11 protein-coding genes are annotated in these 18,316 nt (G+C 35.8%); all 11 read left to right on the top strand.

The genetic code is table 11. The features are described 5' to 3' along the window. Positions 1 to 246: 246 nt before the first annotated feature. Positions 247 to 3,246, top strand: coding sequence for a SusC/RagA family TonB-linked outer membrane protein (locus ACNH59_RS10670; protein ID WP_418262532.1), 3,000 nt, complete (start codon positions 247 to 249; stop codon positions 3,244 to 3,246). A gap of 12 nt (positions 3,247 to 3,258) precedes the next feature. Further along, positions 3,259 to 4,860, top strand: coding sequence for a RagB/SusD family nutrient uptake outer membrane protein (locus ACNH59_RS10675; RefSeq protein ID WP_418262533.1), 1,602 nt, complete (start codon positions 3,259 to 3,261; stop codon positions 4,858 to 4,860). 137 nt (positions 4,861 to 4,997) lie between these two features. Beyond that, on the top strand, positions 4,998 to 6,392 hold the full coding sequence (locus tag ACNH59_RS10680) for a cellulase family glycosylhydrolase (RefSeq protein ID WP_418262534.1): 1,395 nt from the start codon (positions 4,998 to 5,000) through the stop codon (positions 6,390 to 6,392). 21 nt (positions 6,393 to 6,413) lie between these two features. Continuing rightward, complete coding sequence (locus ACNH59_RS10685; protein ID WP_418262535.1) at positions 6,414 to 8,150, top strand: sulfatase; 1,737 nt, start codon at positions 6,414 to 6,416, stop codon at positions 8,148 to 8,150. Positions 8,151 to 8,157: 7 nt separating this feature from the next. Continuing rightward, a complete protein-coding gene (locus ACNH59_RS10690; protein ID WP_418262536.1) occupies positions 8,158 to 9,483 on the top strand; it encodes a family 43 glycosylhydrolase in 1,326 nt (441 codons plus the stop codon). 57 nt (positions 9,484 to 9,540) lie between these two features. After that, entirely contained in the window at positions 9,541 to 12,000 is a 2,460-nt protein-coding gene (locus tag ACNH59_RS10695) for a hypothetical protein (RefSeq protein WP_418262537.1), read from the top strand. Between the two features lie 89 nt (positions 12,001 to 12,089). After that, complete coding sequence (locus ACNH59_RS10700) at positions 12,090 to 12,944, top strand: hypothetical protein (RefSeq protein ID WP_418262538.1); 855 nt, start codon at positions 12,090 to 12,092, stop codon at positions 12,942 to 12,944. Positions 12,945 to 13,036: 92 nt separating this feature from the next. Continuing rightward, a complete protein-coding gene (locus tag ACNH59_RS10705; RefSeq protein ID WP_418262539.1) occupies positions 13,037 to 15,772 on the top strand; it encodes a T9SS type A sorting domain-containing protein in 2,736 nt (911 codons plus the stop codon). A 113-nt stretch (positions 15,773 to 15,885) separates the two neighbouring features. Then, a complete protein-coding gene (locus ACNH59_RS10710; RefSeq protein WP_418262540.1) occupies positions 15,886 to 16,659 on the top strand; it encodes a 3-keto-disaccharide hydrolase in 774 nt (257 codons plus the stop codon). A gap of 83 nt (positions 16,660 to 16,742) precedes the next feature. Then, on the top strand, positions 16,743 to 17,969 hold the full coding sequence (locus ACNH59_RS10715; protein ID WP_418262541.1) for an alginate lyase family protein: 1,227 nt from the start codon (positions 16,743 to 16,745) through the stop codon (positions 17,967 to 17,969). 24 nt (positions 17,970 to 17,993) lie between these two features. After that, positions 17,994 to 18,308 (top strand): L-rhamnose mutarotase, encoded by a 315-nt coding sequence (gene rhaM, locus ACNH59_RS10720; RefSeq protein ID WP_418262542.1) that lies wholly within the window; start codon positions 17,994 to 17,996, stop codon positions 18,306 to 18,308. Positions 18,309 to 18,316 lie beyond the last annotated feature (8 nt).

An 18,316-nucleotide genomic window follows, 5' to 3' on the forward strand; every position in this document is an offset into this window, starting at 1 on the left:
TTTTTTTGAAGTTAACTTGTCATTTTTTTTGTAAAAAGAAAATAATTATTAGTGTAATAATATTCGCTAATTAAATTTTAATTTCAAATTGAAGAATTTTGTATTTACCCCCACAAGCCATAATAGGAAAGTGTTTTATTACTATTATTTTTAACAATCTATTAACTAAATTAATATATAATTATGATTTCAAAAATTAAGTTTAAAACTTGTTTAAGTTTTAGAGAAAGGTATTTGTACCTACTAATGACACTGTTTTGTGTAGTTATCTCAAACGCTCAGACAGTTTCAGGAACAGTATCAGCTGAAGGAATGCCATTGCCAGGGGCTACCGTTTTAATCAAGGGAACTACAAAAGCAACAAATACCGATTTAGACGGTAGGTTTACCATCGCGGCAGATGCTAAATCCACTTTGGTTTTTTCCTATATTGGTTTTGCTTCCAAAGAAATAGTTGTTGGAAATCAAAAGCAAATTAAAATAAGTTTAGATCAAGACAGTAATAATAAACTGGAAGAAGTTGTAGTTATTGGATACGGAACACAACGTAAGTCGGATTTAACGGGTTCTGTTTCTTCTGTTAGTGCTAAGGATTTAAGAGCTGTTCCAGTTTCAAGGGTGGATCAAGCACTTCAAGGAAGAGCTACTGGTGTACAGGTTACTCAAAATAGTGGAGCTCCTGGTTCGTCTACTTCAATTAGAATTCGTGGAGGGAATTCAATAACAGGAAGTAATGAGCCTCTTTGGGTTATTGATGGTATCGTGGTAGGAAATAATTACAACTTAAATAATTTGAATTCAAATGATATCAAATCCATTGAAATTTTAAAAGATGCTTCATCTATAGCTATTTATGGATCACGTGGTGCTAATGGTGTTGTTTTGGTAACAACTAAAAATGGTTCAAGTGTTGGTGGGGGAAAACCACAAGTGAGTGCTGGGGCCTATACGAGTACACAATTAGTACCAGAAAGACCTGAGTTTTTATCACAAGCAGAACAAATTAAGTATACTAACGAGGATGCTCGTTTTAGAGGAGTTGCAGAACCACTTCCTGGAGATCCGTCTAGTTACCCTGACAACGATTATTTTGATCTTTTACTCAATCCAGCATCTATATTCAATGCGGATGTTTCTATTTCAGGAGCTTCTGAGAATGGAAATGTGAGTTATTATAACTCACTCAATTTTTTCAATCAAGATGGTTTAATCGAAAATTCGGGTATTGAAAAATACATTTTTAGGTCTAATATCGATTTTAAGCTAAGTGAAAAATTAAAAGCAGGATTCCGTGTTAATTATTCTAGATTAAAACAAGACAATGGTGTTGTAGGATATGGAGGACTTTTAAATATTTTACCTACACAGCCAGTCTATAATGATGATGGTTCTTACAACGGTTTTAATAACGTTGTTGGGGCACCATTTAACAATCCTGTAGCAACTGCTCAACTAGATACAGATGAAACTACATCAAGTAATCTATTGGGAACAGTATATTTAGAGTATAAACCTATTCCAAATTTAATTATACGTTCTACTTTTAATCCAGATATAACTAATTCCAAAAGAAATCAATTTGATTCTAGTCAAAGACCTGATTTCTTATCAGTTGGACAGACAGGAAATGCTAAAATTTCGAGTGTATCTTCATTTGGATGGAATAATGAGAATACGATTCAATATGATACTAATTTAGGTGATAATCATAATTTTACTTTTTTAGGGGAAGCTTCTTTCCAGAAATATACTTCTGAAGCTTTTTCTGCTCAGGCTTTTGGAATAACTACTGATGCCGTGGGATTTAATAATTTGGAATTAGGTACTGATCCATCAAGAAACTTGATTACTAGTAGTTATCCTAATCCATTTCAATTGGCATCATTTTTTGGTAGAGCTAATTACAATTACAATGATAAATATCTATTTACTTTAGTAGGAAGATATGATGGGACTTCGGTTTTTGCATCAGGAAATCAATGGGGATTCTACCCTTCTGTTGCTGGAGCTTGGAAAATTAGCAAAGAACCGTTTATGCAAAATCAAAAAGTCTTTCATGATTTGAAATTACGTACAAGTTATGGTCAAGCAGGAAATCAAGCCATTGGAGCTTATGCCACAAAAGCGATTTTAGTAGAAGCGAATACAACTTTGAACGGAGTACAGCAACCAGGATTAACTTTAGGAAGACCAGAAAATCCTAATTTAAAATGGGAAACAACAACTTCTTTTGATGTTGCGCTAGAGGCTTCTTTTTTAAAGGGAAGAATATTTACCGAGTTTAATTATTATCATAAAAAAACGAAAGATTTATTATTAGAAGTAACTATTCCTAGACAAACTGGTTTTACTAGTCAGTTACAAAATGTAGGTTCATTGCAAAATAAAGGATGGGAGTTTATGTTGAAGTCAACCAATATTCAAAAACCTAATTTTAATTGGAATTCTACTTTAACATTGTCTTCTAATAAAAATAAAGTATTGGATCTAGGTGGGAAAGAATTTATTGATGTAGTAGTAGATCAAATATTGGGAGCTGGTAATTTGAGAATAATTAAAGGAGAAACAGTTCCTGTATTTACAGGTGTACGTTATTTGGGCACTTGGAAAAGTCAGGATGAGATTAATGCGTCCGGTTTAGCTTCAGGTACTCAGGTTGTAGGTGGGCCTAGATTTGAAGATTTGAATAAGGACGGAATTATCTCAAATGCGGACAATGTTGTTTTAGGAAGTCCGTTTCCAGATTTGATTTTTGGTTTTGAAAACAATGTATCTTACAAAAACTTTGATTTGAGTTTTTATTTTCAAGGTACTGTGGGCAATGAAGTATATAATCTTAGAACAAAATCAGCGTATTTTACAAGAGGAGAGAATACTAAATATGCAGAAGTTGCAAATCGATGGACACCTGAAAATCCAACTTCGAATATCCCAAGAGCAGGTTCTGATGGTGTGACTGCTTCACCTAGTAATTCAGAATTTGTAGAAGATGGTTCGTATTTACGTCTTAAAAATGTAAGATTAGCATATAATTTTCCTGTAGAAAAATTGGGTTTCAAAGGAGTGAAAAATATGTCAATGTATGTGTCAGGAACTAATTTACTTTTATTTTCAAAATTTAGATTAATAGATCCTGAAACAAATAAGTATGGTAAAGATGGATTGGGTAATATTGCTCAAGGATTTTCAGATGGAGAATATCCTAATGCTAAGGTATTGACCCTTGGATTGAATGTAACTTTTTAAATTTAAATTATTATGAAAACAATAAATATATATGTATCTCTTTTTATTTTGATTAGCACTTGCTTTAGTTGCGAGTCTTTTCTAGAAGAGGTTCCACGTGATATTATTTCACCAGACAATTTTTTTGCTTCTGAGGCAGATGCAAGACAAGCCATAAATGGTGTTTATGCAATTTATAAAAATAACTCTCTTTATGGACAGGTAGGACTGGATCATTTTTATGATAATGGAGTAGATATCATAGAACCCAATCGTGTTGCTGATTTTGTTCAGGCCATTGGAAATTATACCATGAATGAGGCGTTAGCAGATGTGTCTATTCAGAAAATGAGTGTTTCTGATACTTGGAAAGACCTGTATAAAGTAATCTTAAACACAAATGTAATCATTGATCGAGTGGGCGGTAATAATGCAATCTCTCAAAATGTACAAACTGATGTTATTGCTGAGGCTCGTTTTTTAAGAGGTTTGGCATACTGGCATATTACCAATCTGTGGGGAGATGCACCGTACTATACTGCGAATCTTACTATTGATGCCATTAAAGTTTTGGGAAGGACTCCTAAGGCTACCATATTAGCTGGTGTTTTAGATGATTTAAAGTTTGCTCAAGACAATTTATCATCCACTTATCCAGCAGCTCAAAGAGGCCGTGCTTCTAAATGGGCAGCAGCAATTGTTACTGCTAAGATATATATGCAACAAAAACAATGGCAACTAGGATTGGATAAATGTCTTGAGATAATCAACCAATCAGGACATCAAATTTTGCCAACTTATGCATCAGTTTTTGATCCTGCCAATGAGTATAATAAGGAAATTATTTGGTCACTTGATTTTGCTAAAGACATTAGAGGACAGTTTGAAGAAGGTGTTGCAGATGCAAATGGAAATTTGAATCCTATTTTTGGAAACGGGAACTGGAGACCAAGTATGTTTAACCCTAGGTTGGGTGATGAGCCTAAAAACACCGCAGACCGTTCGGCATTAAGAAATGCCTTAACTGCCAGAGGTGAGGCTTTTAATGGAACGGGATTGCAAATTGCGTCAAAGGATTTTGCGGAAAAATTCCCAATGAACGACTTAAGAAGACCGTTGAATATCATGGATAATTATTTAGGTTTTGATTTAGCTTTTACCTACATGAGAAAGTTTATGAATTTATCCCTGACCTCTTCTCCTAGATTTAACCACTCAGAAAACAGATTGGTGTTTAGATTAGCAGATGTTAAATTAATGGCTGCTGAATGTGAGAATGAGCGACCAGGAGGAAACCCTACTGCTGCTTATGAGTATATCAAAGAAATACGAAACCGTGCGTATGCAACTACTGCCGAAGCCGAGGCAATTAAAGGACTTACTCAACAGCAGTTCAGACAAGCTATTTATAACGAACGTAAGTGGGAACTAGCTGGTGAATGTATCAGAAGATACGATTTAATTAGATGGGGGATTTTATTAGATGTAGTGCAAAATCTACAATATCGTTTTTGGAATCCAGCAGCAAATATTAGACCATGGCATGTGTTGTTGCCTATTCCATTGCAAGAGTTACAACAAAATCCAAATCTATTAAAGTCAGATCCAACAAATAATGGATATAGAAATAATTAGTTAAGTTTTTAGTTTTTTGTAAAGGCCGGAATATTTTTATTTCGGCCTTTTTTTTATTTTTTACAAATTAACCAGTACAATACAGAACAGGAACTATGTTTGTTTGGTTTAATTTGGTTCACTATTTAATTTATCTTATGGGATATAAAGTGATTTTTTGGTTGTGTTTTATTATATCATTCACAACTTTTGCGCAGATAAAACATGGTTTAAGAGACGAATCAGGTCGGCATATCATTCCAAGAGGGTTTGTAGTGAATACAAATGACGGCAAAGGAGAAGTTTTCTTTGATAGTGATGACTATATGAGAATGGTTCGGATGGGAGCCAATGCACAAGTAATCCGTTTGGAATTAGGGAAGTTAAGCGCTTTTCCTGGAGGGAAATTAGACCCGAATTATCTTTTAAAATTGGACTCCTTAGTGACTTTAGGAAGACAATCCGGTATGAAAACCGTCTTTAAAATGACCGTTTACGGAGTTGATAAATTTGTTTGGGAAGAGTTTTGGCTGAATAAAAAACAGCAATACAATACATACATTGACGCTTGGAAAGTGATTTGGAAAAGATATGCAGATGATACTTCAGTTTTAGGATATGATGTTGTCAACGAGCCAAGAAAATTGACCATGGACATAAGCTATAATGATCTTACTGAAAAATATTTAATTCCCTTGTACCGCCAAATTATCGACGAAAGTCAGAAAATAAATGCTAATAAGATGATATTGGTACAATCTGTTTTTATGAACAAAGGCGAAGCGATTGACAACAATCAATATGCCGAGATAGTAGCTCCTATCAATAGAAAAAATGTCATTTTTGCACCTCATATTTATCAAAACAAACCCGATTTAGTTAAACCTGTAATGGATCGTTTTGATAGAGAATCGGATATGTTAAAAGCACCAATTCTTATTGGGGAATGGGGTTTTCCTACTTTCGCAACTACCGATACCATCATGGACGGCAGAATTGGACAATTAAAATACCAAGAAATGTACATTAAAACGGCTGAGGTATTTGATCGTATGGGTGTTGGTTCTATAAAAGCTTGGTTTTTGGGAAATACAACGATGCAAAATTTTATGCCTGATGGTCCTTCTACTTGGTCCATTTTTAGTGATAAAAAAGCCGTTGGAACCATTGAGCGCAAATACATAACGGATATAATTGCAAGACCTTATCCACAAACTATTGCTGGTGATATTCAAACTTTTCTGTTCCATTTTGCAACTCGAACATTGGATATTAAAATCAATACAGATAACAGCAAAGGAACTTCTACAATTTTTGTGGGAGCCAACAGGCATTATCCTGATGGTTTTTCGATACTAATAGATACTGATGTAGTACTCTTTTACAATCCGTTAAAAAATGTTGGATTAGAAGTGTATAAATGTCCAAAAGATTTTGTCCCTTCTAATATTATTTGGGATGAGAAAACACAAAAAATTACCATATTGAACTGGCCAAAAGACAAAAAAACCACTGCTGTTAAAATTGTTCCCGGGCTAAGAAATTTTAAATAATAAAAGTATAACTCAATTGTAATGAAGAAGTTAATCGTTAAAAAGGCCTTTTTTGCTTTCCTTATTTTGACATCTGTAGCCATCATTAGCTGTAAGTCTCAAAAAGAAAATGCGAGTGGTGCAGTGGTAAATTTGCCCGAACGGCCTAATATTCTTTGGTTGGTTACAGAAGACATTGGGCCCTATTTACCGCCATTTGGAGATAATACGGTTGCGACCCCCAATTTAACACGTTTGGCTAATGAGGGTGTTGTTTACCCCAATTTATATTCAAATTCAGGTGTTTGTGCTCCAAGTAGAGCTTGTATTGCTACGGGAATGTATGCTTCATCAATTGGTGCCAACAATATGCGAACCAATTCATATATGAAAGAAACAGGATTGCCAGCCTATGAAGCGGTTCCGCCATCACAAGTAAAAATGGTAAGTGAGTTGCTTCGAATGAAAGGCTATTATTGCTCGAATAATTACAAAGAAGATTATCAATTCAATGCTCCAGTAACCGCTTGGGACGAGAGTAGCGCCTACGCGCATTGGCGAAATAGAGCCAATGGGCAACCTTTTTATGCTGTTTTTAATTTTACCAATACCCATGAGTCAGGACTTTTTGAGCCTTATGGCTTTAGAAATATAGAAACCAGACATTATCATGCAGGCGATCGAAATTACAAATGGAAGAATGGCAATATGACCGAGGCCGAAACGCCAATTCATTTGCCTAAAGATACGCAATTCAAAATTCCGCCTTACTTGCCAGACAATGCTGTGGTACGCAGAGATATGTGGAAATTGTACAATAACATTGCCGAAATGGATCAGCAAATTGGAGCGGTTTTGAAACAATTAGAAGCCGATGGTTTACTCGAAAAAACCATTATTGTTTTTTATAGTGACCACGGTGGGCCTTTACCAAGAGGGAAACGTTTGGTTTATGATTCGGGGTTAAACACCCCCATGATCATTCGTTACCCAAACAAACAAAAAGCAGGAACCAAAGACAATCAACTGATTAGTTTTGTGGATTTTGCACCTAGTTTACTTTCGATGATAGGCATTAAACCTCCTGAATATTTGCAAGGGCAAGCTTTTATAGGAAAATATAAAGCCAAAGAAGGACGAAAATACATTCATGCAGCTGCAGATCGTTTTGACGAAGTAACCGATGCCATCAGAGCCGTACGCGACAACCAATTCAAATACATTCGAAATTATAGACCCGAACAAGGCTATTATTTACCTTTGTCTTACAGGGAACAAATCCCAACCATGCAAGAATTATTGCGACTGCATAAAGAGGGCAAACTAAATGCCATTCAAGAGCAATGGTTCCGGAAATCCAAACCAAAAGAGGAATTGTTTGACTGTAAAGCCGATCCTTATGAATTGAACAATTTGGCTGATAATCCATTCTATAAAGATAAATTGAATGAATTACGAACCGAAATGGACAACTGGTTGAAAACCATAAAGGATACGCCTAACTTAGCTGAAAAAGAGTTGATTCATACGCTTTGGGGTGGTGATAGCCAGCCAATAACGGCAATGCCTGAAATAATGGAATCGAATGGTAAAATCACTTTGAGTTCTGAAACTAAAGGCGCTTCTTTAGGATACAAAATTATAGGTCAAGATGGCAAAACCCCACCATCTTGGTCTGTTTACCAAAACTCTTTTCCTGTGGAAAAAGGGGATAAAGTAATGGTAGAATCACATCGAATCGGGTATAAGTCCAGTCAACTAATATATGATGTTAAATGATAAGCAAATGAAAAATAAAATTGTTTTCGTATCCATATTATTTCTTTTTGCATGCTCCTTTGTGAAAGGTCAAAATCCGATTATAAAAGATTTTGGGATGGCAGATCCGCATTGTTATATTTTTAATAATAAGGCCTATTTGTTCACCACTAGAGATGAAGATCCAAAAGCCAAAGGTTTTGTGATGCCTGATTGGCAAATATGGTCTTCAGATAACTTGGTAGATTGGAAAATGGAACGCCGTATTTTACCAACCGAAACCTATATGGGAAAATCTACAAAATGCTGGGCAACCGAAACGGCTACCAAAAATGGCAAATATTACTTCTATTTTTCGAATGGTAATATTAATACTGGTGTGATGGTGGCAGACAAACCCGAGGGGCCTTATATCGATGCCCTTGGGAAACCCATGCTTGATGTTGACTTGACTTCTACCAAGGAATACGATCCTACAGTTTTGGTAGATGACAACGGTGAGGCCTATATCGTTTTTGGACATTATAGAGACGATGATAAGAATCTAAATTGGTATATCGCTAAACTAAATGAAGACATGATTTCATTGGCGGAGCAACCCAAAGAAATTGTTCTTAAAAATGTATTGGATTTTATGAAAGCTAACGATAAGCCCAACTTACACAAGCGCAACGGAATCTATTATTTGTCAGCAGGAACGCATTATGCCATTTCAAAAAATGTATATGGTCCTTATACCGTTGTGGGAAGTTCTGGAAATAATAAGTACGGATTGGACAGTAGAGCGCACGGTAATTATTTCACTTGGAACAACCAATGGTTTCATACTTGGTGCCATTTTCATTTAGGGAAAGAAGTGGCTTATTACAGAGAGTCGTACATGACTTATCTTCATTATAAAGACGATGGGTCTATGGTAGATGATGTGGATTATCTAGAGGCTCATTTTGCTACTGGTGTTGGTCAGTACGATGCCAACTGGGATTTCATTCAAGCCGAATGGTACATGAAAGCTTTGGGATTAGAAAAAAAAGAATGTCCTTTAGGAGGTTTTGAAATTCAGAAAATTCAAAATAACGGTACATTAGTTTATCCAAACATTAAAAATTTAGAGAAAAAAAAATCCATCAATTTTTATCTTTCTTCTAAAAATGGCGGAATTATTGAAGTACATGATAAATCAGCTAATGGGAAATTGTTGGGTACTTCCAAAATTCCTAAAACAGGTAATTGGTCAAGCTATCAAAACCTGAATTGTACCCTGAATAATTTGAAAGATGTAAAAGATATTTGTATCGTATTTAAAGGAGATACAGCTGATATAGCCCATTTGGATCGATTTCAATTCAATTAAAGTGATGAACTTTTAAATAAGGTTTAAATTAAAATAAAATCAAGAATATATAAACGCATGAATACCATAAAAAAAATAATGATTTTGGGTTTGACCTTTTTGCTAAACACAATCACAGCGCAATCCCTAAAACATCCAGTAATTTGGGTAACACAGGAAGAAAGACCTAAGGTTTTAGCAGATATCGAAAAATACGATTGGGCAAAAAGTATCTCAGATCAATTACACGAGCAAGTTGATGGCTCCTTAAAAACACATTTGTCTAATCCGAATGCGATTTTAAATGCAATTCCGGTTTTTGCAAAACATGATCGGGAGAACTCAGAGAAAAAAGCCGGTCCGCTCGCCGCAGCACACAATAAGATTTTGACATTGGCTTCGAACTCAGGAATACTTTATTACCTGACAGAAGACGAAAAATATGCTCAGTTTTCTGCTGATATTTTAGCAGCTTATTTTGATGTATTAGCACCATTAACGCCAGAAACTACAACCATTTGCGGGTATGAGTTTTTTGATCCAAGAACCACTTACGGGCCTTTGGCTTTGGCTTATGATTTTACCTATAATTATCTAACCAAACCTGGAGCCACTGTTTATAATAAAGCAGCTGGAAAACGAATTCCGTTTGACAATGCCAAAGCACAAAAAGCTATGGCAAATGTAGTAGGTAACGTATTGCAAGAGTACGGAAAGCCAGATAAACATGGAAAATTTGTTTCTAATCATCCCATTCTTACCGCTACAGGAGCCTTGTTTGGTATATTTTGTATAGATAATGATGCTGAAAGAGAACGTTTGTTTAATGTGTTTTGGGAAAAAGGAACAGCACATCAAAACTCTTTCACCAAAACGATTTTACCTATGTTTGGGGAACAAGGAATTTGGCCAGAATCAACCAGCTATAGTTTCATGCCCATTATCACTTTGACTTTAAATATTGTCGATCGCATCAAACCCGAAATGAATGTCATCGATGGACATAAAAATATTTTAGAAGGCAATTTCCTTTTTGATAACATTAGATATCCAAACCGCAAATTTGTACGTTTTGGTGACTCTAAAAGGAATAATGATATGACAGCCGATTTGTATCGTTATACCTTGAATATTGCCGATAGACGTGGATTAACTGATCTAAAACAACAAGCCTTAGTAGCATTAAGACAAAGCTATGATGCTGTAGGAGGATACAAACCAAAGGTGTCTGACAATATTTTTAATAATTTCGATCCACTCGAATTGTTTTGGGGAATTCCAGTACCTAAAAAAGTAGAAGGAAGTATCGATTTTCAAAAACCAACCGTATTAGTAAAACACGCAGGTTTGGCTTTACAGCGCAATTATGTGGAGAAAAACAACGAATTGTATGGTTTATGCGGAATCATTGGTGGCGCGCATTATGTACATTCACACCTAACAGGAATCTCCATGGAACTTTATGGAGCAGGTTATGTCATGGCTCCCAATGCGGGACTTCCTGCTACGGTGGCAGAGCGACAAATTCCTGTTCACGAAAATTATTACCGTTTGTATGCGGGTAATAATACTGTAGTTGTAAACGGAACTTCACACGGATTAGACAAAGGTTCTTGGAAAGGGGGGGCTTTTGTTTGGCAAAATACAGCAGTAAATATTGCTTCAGAACCTAAGCATTTGAAAGATCCTATTGCTAAAAACTTCAACTTTGCTACCCAATTTTTAAAGGATGAAGTCAATAATGCCGATCAAGAACGAACATTAGGAATCATTCGCACCAGTGAAACTACGGGCTATTATTTGGATGTTTTTCGATCTAAATCATTAGGCGAAAATAAATTTCAAGATTACATCTACCATAACATCGGAGACGCTACAGTTATTACCAATGCTACCGACAAAGAACTTGAAGTTACGCCAACCGATCGTTACCAAAACGATATAGGTGATGAAGTAAAATCTCCAGGATGGCGCTATTTTGAAGATACAAAGGTAACTGCACCAACAGCAGATCCGGTAAAAGTTCGTTTTGAAATTCAATTCGATAATCGATACATGCACCAATTTATTCCGGGTGGTCAAGCGCGCGAATACACCAAGGCTTTGGCGCCTCCTACTCGTGAAGCCGAAAATGGTTATGTGAAAAAGAAAACACAAGTGCTAGCAATTCGTCAACAAGGAGAAGCTTGGGACAGACCATTTATTTCTGTTTTCGAACCGTCTACATCTAAAAATTCATCCGTTCAAAATGTGGAAGAATTGAAAGACGGACAAAAAGTAGTTGGTGTAAAAGTAGTTTCAAAAGTTGGAAAAACAGAAATTACAGACTACATCATCTCACAAGACAAAGCCGATGCAACTTATTCGAACAAAAAATTAGACATTGAATTCAAAGGACGCTATGGTATTGTACGCACCGAACTAACCAAAGGGAAGACAGTAATTAGTTTGTACATTGGAGAAGGGGAGTCGATCAATTTTAAAGGAAACAAACTGACTGCAGATGCTCAAAAAAGAGCGTTCAAAGTTATAAATTAATAATGTAGATTATAACCCTCTCAGGGTTTTAAACCCTGAGAGGGTTGATTTGCAATTTAATATGGAATTTAAAGAATAAATAAAATAATATGATGTATAAAATAATAGTAATATTCCTTGGCATATTGTTGTCCACAACAATAGCATCAGCACAAAAAATACAACCACCAGTAGGTAGAATCGCCATTGTGGCCGACGGAAATTCTCCTGATCCAGATGATCTAGCAGGAACAGCCGTTTCATTAGCGTTGTTGCGTAGCGCTGGTTTAGAGAATCGCTTGGTTCATTATTCGCATAGTTGTGATTTGGTTAGAAATCAAAAAATTTCGGAACAAGCCGAAAGAGAGCGTCATGCCTTAATGCAAGGAAGTTGCGAGGTAACCTCCAGACGTTGGGGCGGATTTGACGGATTGACTTTTTTAGATGCCAAATGGAATCAAAAGAAAACGGTCAAAGATTTATGTAACGCTATCAATGCATCTTCGGAGGCTGATCCGCTTTGGATTGTAGAAGCTGGTGAACCAGATATTATTGGTTATGCCTTAAAAGCGGCCAAAAAAGACAAACGCCAATATGTGAAAGTAATTACCCACCATCCTGCTAATGATGATGCGGGTGATTTTTTCAAATGGAAAGAGATACTTGATTTTGGGGTTGAAGAAGTGCGCATCCCAGACCAAAACGAGAAATTGCAAACACCTCTAGCGGATTGGGATTGGGCAAAGAATCATAATGACCCACGCATACAAGGAATTTGGTTGCAAGGCAAACTAGCAGAAGTGGATAATATCGTAAAATTTCAAAAAGGAAAATTCGATTGCTCTGATGCGGGAATGATACTCTATTGGATTACTGGAGCTACTGCTGGTGGATTGCAATTAGGTACGGTGGATGATGTAAAAACACTTTTGCTAGAGTATGTGGCGCAACATCCAGAAAAATAATAGAAACTTATAAAAATGCTATGCAATAGGATTTTATTTTTAGATATATAATAAAGCTCGTTAACTAAACCCAACCAAACATAAATTAAATTATGATACCTAATTTTAAAACAGCAATAACACTATTGCTAAGTGTAATTCTTTACACGACTTCTATTGCGCAAAGTTTGCAGCATCCCGTACTTTATGCTACAGCCGCTGAAAGGCAACAAATAGTAACCAAAATAAGTACCAACAGTTGGGCTAATAGCATGGTGAATTCGATGAAATCAAACGTAGACTCTAAAATTACCACACATACTACTAATCCCGCTGCAATCTTTAGTACGGTAGATTTTTTTCCTGCTAATGACGCAAATTCAGAGGCCTATGCTTCTCCTTACACTTCAGCTCATGGAAAAGTGTTGTCTACAGCAGCCTATTCGGCGATGCTGTATTATATTACTGAGGATGTCAAGTACGCCAGTTTTTCGGCTGATATTTTAAATTATTATTTTGATAATTTATCGACTCGTACGCTCGCAACGACTACTATTAGTGGTAACTATTTTTACGATCCTCGTACTACTTATGCGCAATTGGCTGTCGCTTATGATTTTGTTTATAATTATCTAAAAACGCCAGGAATAACGGTTTATAACAAGGCTACAAACACTCGTGTTCCGTATGACCATGCCCGAGCGCAAACGGTGATTAGAAACATTGCTGGAAATACCTTAAAAGAATCAGGAGGATTGGATACACAAGGTCAAGTAGTATCCAATCACCCCGTACTTACTGCTCCTGGATCTTTGTTTTCTATCCTTTGTGTAGAGGATGATACCGAAAGAGAACGTATGTTTACTCTATTTTGGGACCGAGGTACCAAGCGTCAAAATTCTTTTACCAAAACCATTCTAAAAATGTTTACCGAACAAGCACTTTGGCCTGAATCTGTAAGTTATGGTTTTATGCCTAATGTTCAATTGATATTAAATTTGGTTGACAGAGTGAAACCGCAACTGAATGCAGGTGCCAATAATATCAAATTATTTGAAAGTGCTTCTTTAATGGAAAATCTGAGGCTTCCTAATAGAACCTTTGTGCGTTACGGTGATTCGCATAGAACTAGTGATGGTACGGATGAAATTAGTAGATACGCGTTGAATTTTGCAAAAAGACGCGGTTATGCCAATATACAAACGCAGGCAGAAATAGCATTAAAACAAAGTTTCCCTAGCACAAATGGTTATAATACTAGTGTTCCTGCTACTGGTTTTGAGAATTATGTTGCTTTGGATCTTTTTTGGGGTGAACCCCTGCCTAATACTTCTGTTGTAGCATTTGATTATAAACCAACAGTTATAATTAACCACGCGGGAGTAGCCTTGCAACGTAACTATGTTACAACGAATAATACGGAATATGGCTTGTGCGGCATCATTGGGGGTGCTCATTATGTGCATGCGCATTGTGCTGGAATTTCGATGGAATTGTATGGAGCGGGTGACGTTATGGCTGCAAACGGCGGCTTGCCTCCTTCGTTAGCAGAAAGACAAACCTTGCCTTTTCAAGGGTATTTTAATAAATATGCAGGTAACAATACCGTTATTGTAAACGGTACTTCTCGTGGGACTTCTAAAACAGGTGCTTGGGGGAATGACAAATTTTTGTACCAAGATCCTGTTGTAAATATAGCGTCAGAACCGAAACATCTAGAAAATCCATTGAGTGCCAATTTTAGTTTTGCGACTCAGTTTATGGATGATAATGTTAACAATTGTGACCAACAACGTACCCTAAGTACGATTCGTACCAGTGCTACTTCAGGTTATTATTTTGATTTATTTCGTTCTAAATCCTTAGCAACTAATAATTTTCATGATTATATCTACCATAATATTGGAGATGCAACCAGTCTTAAAGATGCTTCCAATAATACTCTTGTGGTTACACCAACAACTAAATATCAAATAGTTGTAAACGATACGCAACAATCTCCAGGTTGGCTTCAATATGAAAGTACAGAATCAACAACAGGAATTAGCGATGCCGTTAAAATCCGTTTTGACCTTACGACTACGGGAAAATACATGCACATGCTTATGCCTGCTGGTGTAACAAGAGAATATACGAAAGCGTTAGGACCAGCTACTTATGAGGCTAAAAATGGGTATGTGAGTAAGAAAACGCAAATAATAGCTGTTAGACAAACAGGTGAGGCATGGAACAGGCCGTTTGTATCAGTGTTCGAACCTTCCTCTAATGCCACTGCAACGGTACAATCAGTAGAGAATATTACCGTTAATAATGTAATTGTAGGGGCTATTGTAAAAAGTAAATTGGCAGATAGAGAAACCACAGATTATATTATTTGTAATGAAAATAATACAGGGAATATTAGTCTTCCTCAATTCAATTTAACTTTTAATGGACGTTTTGCTATTGTTCGTACAGAAGTGAAAGCGGAGAAGAAAGATATTACACTTTATATTGGTGAAGGAACACAACTTAATTTTGAAAATTACGCTCTTACAGGTGATGCTGATAAAAAAGGACTTTTGGAAGTAAAAGATGTTGATTTGAGTGTGTCTTCATTTGATAAAATGAATAAAATTGAAATTTTGCCAAATCCAGTTAAAGGTGAGTTTAGAATTCAAACAAAACTTATCGATTGGAAAAGTATAACGATTTATAGTGTTTTAGGAACTAAAGTTTATACAAACACTACTGGATCTGCTAGTGTAGTTGTTTATCCAAATAATCATAACATGAGTGCAGGGGTTTACATTGTCGAACTTATCGACAATCAAAACAATAGATATTCCGAGAAGTTAATAGTTAAATAAAATAATTACAAACTTCTCATAATTGAAACTTTTCACACTTTAAAACAATTAATGCTATACTAAGCAATTAGGTTATTTGTTTTAAAGTGTTTTTCATTAACGATAAAAAAAAAATGGAATTAAAAAAGATACAAAAACTAACAAATATTTTTTTTTACAGCTTTCTATTTTATAGCTTACAATCGTGTATAGGAACCAAGAGTATAGCAACAAATAATTATGCTGGTTTTGTTTCCATTTTTGATGGTAAAACACTTGCGAATTGGAAAGGAGATCCTAAATATTGGACTGTAAATGAGGGCTGTTTAGTAGGAGAAGTCACCCCCGAAACGATTCTAAAGAGCAATACCTTTATCATTTGGCAAGGTGAACATCCAGATAATTTTGAACTTAAATTGGAATACCGTATTTCAGCATCGGGGAATAGTGGTATTAATTATAGAAGTGAAGTTTTAGAAAATAATCCCTTTGCTTTGCGTGGATACCAATGTGATATTGATGGCGCACAAAAGTTTACAGGACAAAATTATGAAGAGAAAAAACGGACGACATTAGCGTATCGTGGTGAAATAGTTACGATCAACACCCAAGTAAAACCAGACCCATCAGGGGATTTAAAATCGAATATAGTTAAGAATTGCTGGCAAACTAGAGAGGTTGTTGGTAAAACAAGTCTTGATTTGGGACCAACAAATAAAGAATGGAATCAAGTGCATATTGTTGCAAATGGAAATAAATTACGACACTTTATCAACGGAATATTGATTAGTGAAGTAATTGATAATGATGTCGTCAATCGTGCAATGAAAGGTTTTATTGGAGTTCAAGTACATGTTGGACCTCCAATGAAGGTGGAGTATAAAAACATATTGTTGAAAAAACTATAATAGAATCATCCAGATTTGTGAATTGATTCTTAGAATTCATCATTATTATAAATAAATTTCATAAAATATATTAAAGAGATACTATGATTTTAAACACAATTAAAATAGTTGCTGTTACATTCTTGACTGCGCTATCTACAAATGCTATGGCAAACCATTTGTCTACAAAACAAGTCGTACACGAAAAAAAATTAACTGCGGTAGACTATGAAAAATTAGACTATGTAAAACAAAACCTAAATTCGCTTCAGTTTTCTTTAGCCTACAAAAATCTTTTGAAAACAGCCGATAAAGCAATGACCGAAGGCAGTTTTTCAGTAATGGAAAAAACGCAAACGCCTCCTAGTGGGAGCAAGCACGATTATTTATCTATAGGTCCTTATTGGTGGCCAGATCCGACCAAAGCAGATGGTTTGCCATGGATTCGTAAAGACGGAAAGGTAAACCCACTAACGAGAGAAGGCAGTACCGATTTTGAAACTGCCACTAAAATGTTCAAAAATACAAGCAATTTGGCTTTGGCTTATTTTTTTACAGATGATAAAAAGTACGCCAATAAAGCAGTCGAATTGCTAAAAGTATGGTTTCTCAAACCAGAAACTAAAATGAATCCCAACCTTAATTTTGCACAAGGAATTCCCGGAATGAATTCAGGTAGAGGAATTGGAATTATTGAATTTGGAGGAATTACCAATATTATTACGGCGATTGAAATTTTAGAAATCAATCACGCTATGGATGCCAAAACAAGCGAAGGATTACGACAATGGTTTGCCGATTATTTACAATGGCTGCAAACCAGTGAGAATGGCGTTTTCGAAAAAAACACCAAAAATAATCACGGTACTTGGTACGATGTTCAAGTGTCGAGTATTCTATTGTTTTTAGACCAAAAAGAAGCCGCTAAACAAGTTTTGGAAGCTGTGAAAACGGAACGTATTGCTAGCCAAATTAATGCCAAAGGCGAACAACCACACGAGTTGGAACGAACCAAAGCTTTGTCCTATTCGATCATGAATTTGAGAGGTTTTACACAGTTGGCTTATTTGGGGAGAAAAGTAGGGGTAGATTTGTGGAATTATAAATCCAAAGACGGTGCTAGTATCCCACAAGCCTATGAATTTTTGAAACCCTACACCAAAGGAGAAAAAAAATGGAATTACAAACAAATCCACGATCTCGATGGAGTTGTTGAAGACTCCAATGAATTGTTTATGATGGCTGGCAGTCTTTTTAATGTCAAAGAATATACTGCCATCGGTGCGCCTAAAGACGGGAAATCAAAATCACTATTCTATTTCGAAAAATAATTTTAAACTAAAAAACATAAAACCATGCAAAGATTAGCTTTCAAAATGAAACTAAACCCAGGACAAAAAGAAGCGTATAAAAAGCGTCATGACGAACTTTGGCCTGAATTACATCAATTATTAAAAGATAATGGAGTTAGTGAATATTCCATTTTTCTGGATGAAGAAACCAGTACGCTTTTTGCTTTTCAAAAGGTGTCAGGAACGGGAGGTTCACAAGATTTAGCTTCCAATCCTATTGTTCAAAAATGGTGGGCTTTTATGGCGGATATCATGGAGGTCAATCCTGATAATTCTCCTATTTCAATACAATTGGAAGAGGTGTTTTATATGGAGTAGTAGTTTTT

The organism is Flavobacterium faecale (assembly GCF_048320115.1).
Taxonomy (GTDB): Bacteria; Bacteroidota; Bacteroidia; order Flavobacteriales; family Flavobacteriaceae; genus Flavobacterium; species Flavobacterium faecale_A.

What these genes read in the sequence shown, in the direction of transcription:
- ACNH59_RS10670 (WP_418262532.1), top strand. Translation starts at nt 247, where the DNA reads ATGACACTGTTTTGTGTAGTTATCTCAAACGCTCAGACAGTTTCAGGA.
- ACNH59_RS10675 (WP_418262533.1), top strand. Translation starts at nt 3,259, where the DNA reads ATGAAAACAATAAATATATATGTATCTCTTTTTATTTTGATTAGCACT.
- ACNH59_RS10680 (WP_418262534.1), top strand. Translation starts at nt 4,998, where the DNA reads ATGGGATATAAAGTGATTTTTTGGTTGTGTTTTATTATATCATTCACA.
- ACNH59_RS10685 (WP_418262535.1), top strand. Translation starts at nt 6,414, where the DNA reads ATGAAGAAGTTAATCGTTAAAAAGGCCTTTTTTGCTTTCCTTATTTTG.
- ACNH59_RS10690 (WP_418262536.1), top strand. Translation starts at nt 8,158, where the DNA reads ATGAAAAATAAAATTGTTTTCGTATCCATATTATTTCTTTTTGCATGC.
- ACNH59_RS10695 (WP_418262537.1), top strand. Translation starts at nt 9,541, where the DNA reads ATGAATACCATAAAAAAAATAATGATTTTGGGTTTGACCTTTTTGCTA.
- ACNH59_RS10700 (WP_418262538.1), top strand. Translation starts at nt 12,090, where the DNA reads ATGATGTATAAAATAATAGTAATATTCCTTGGCATATTGTTGTCCACA.
- ACNH59_RS10705 (WP_418262539.1), top strand. Translation starts at nt 13,037, where the DNA reads ATGATACCTAATTTTAAAACAGCAATAACACTATTGCTAAGTGTAATT.
- ACNH59_RS10710 (WP_418262540.1), top strand. Translation starts at nt 15,886, where the DNA reads ATGGAATTAAAAAAGATACAAAAACTAACAAATATTTTTTTTTACAGC.
- ACNH59_RS10715 (WP_418262541.1), top strand. Translation starts at nt 16,743, where the DNA reads ATGATTTTAAACACAATTAAAATAGTTGCTGTTACATTCTTGACTGCG.
- rhaM (WP_418262542.1), top strand. Translation starts at nt 17,994, where the DNA reads ATGCAAAGATTAGCTTTCAAAATGAAACTAAACCCAGGACAAAAAGAA.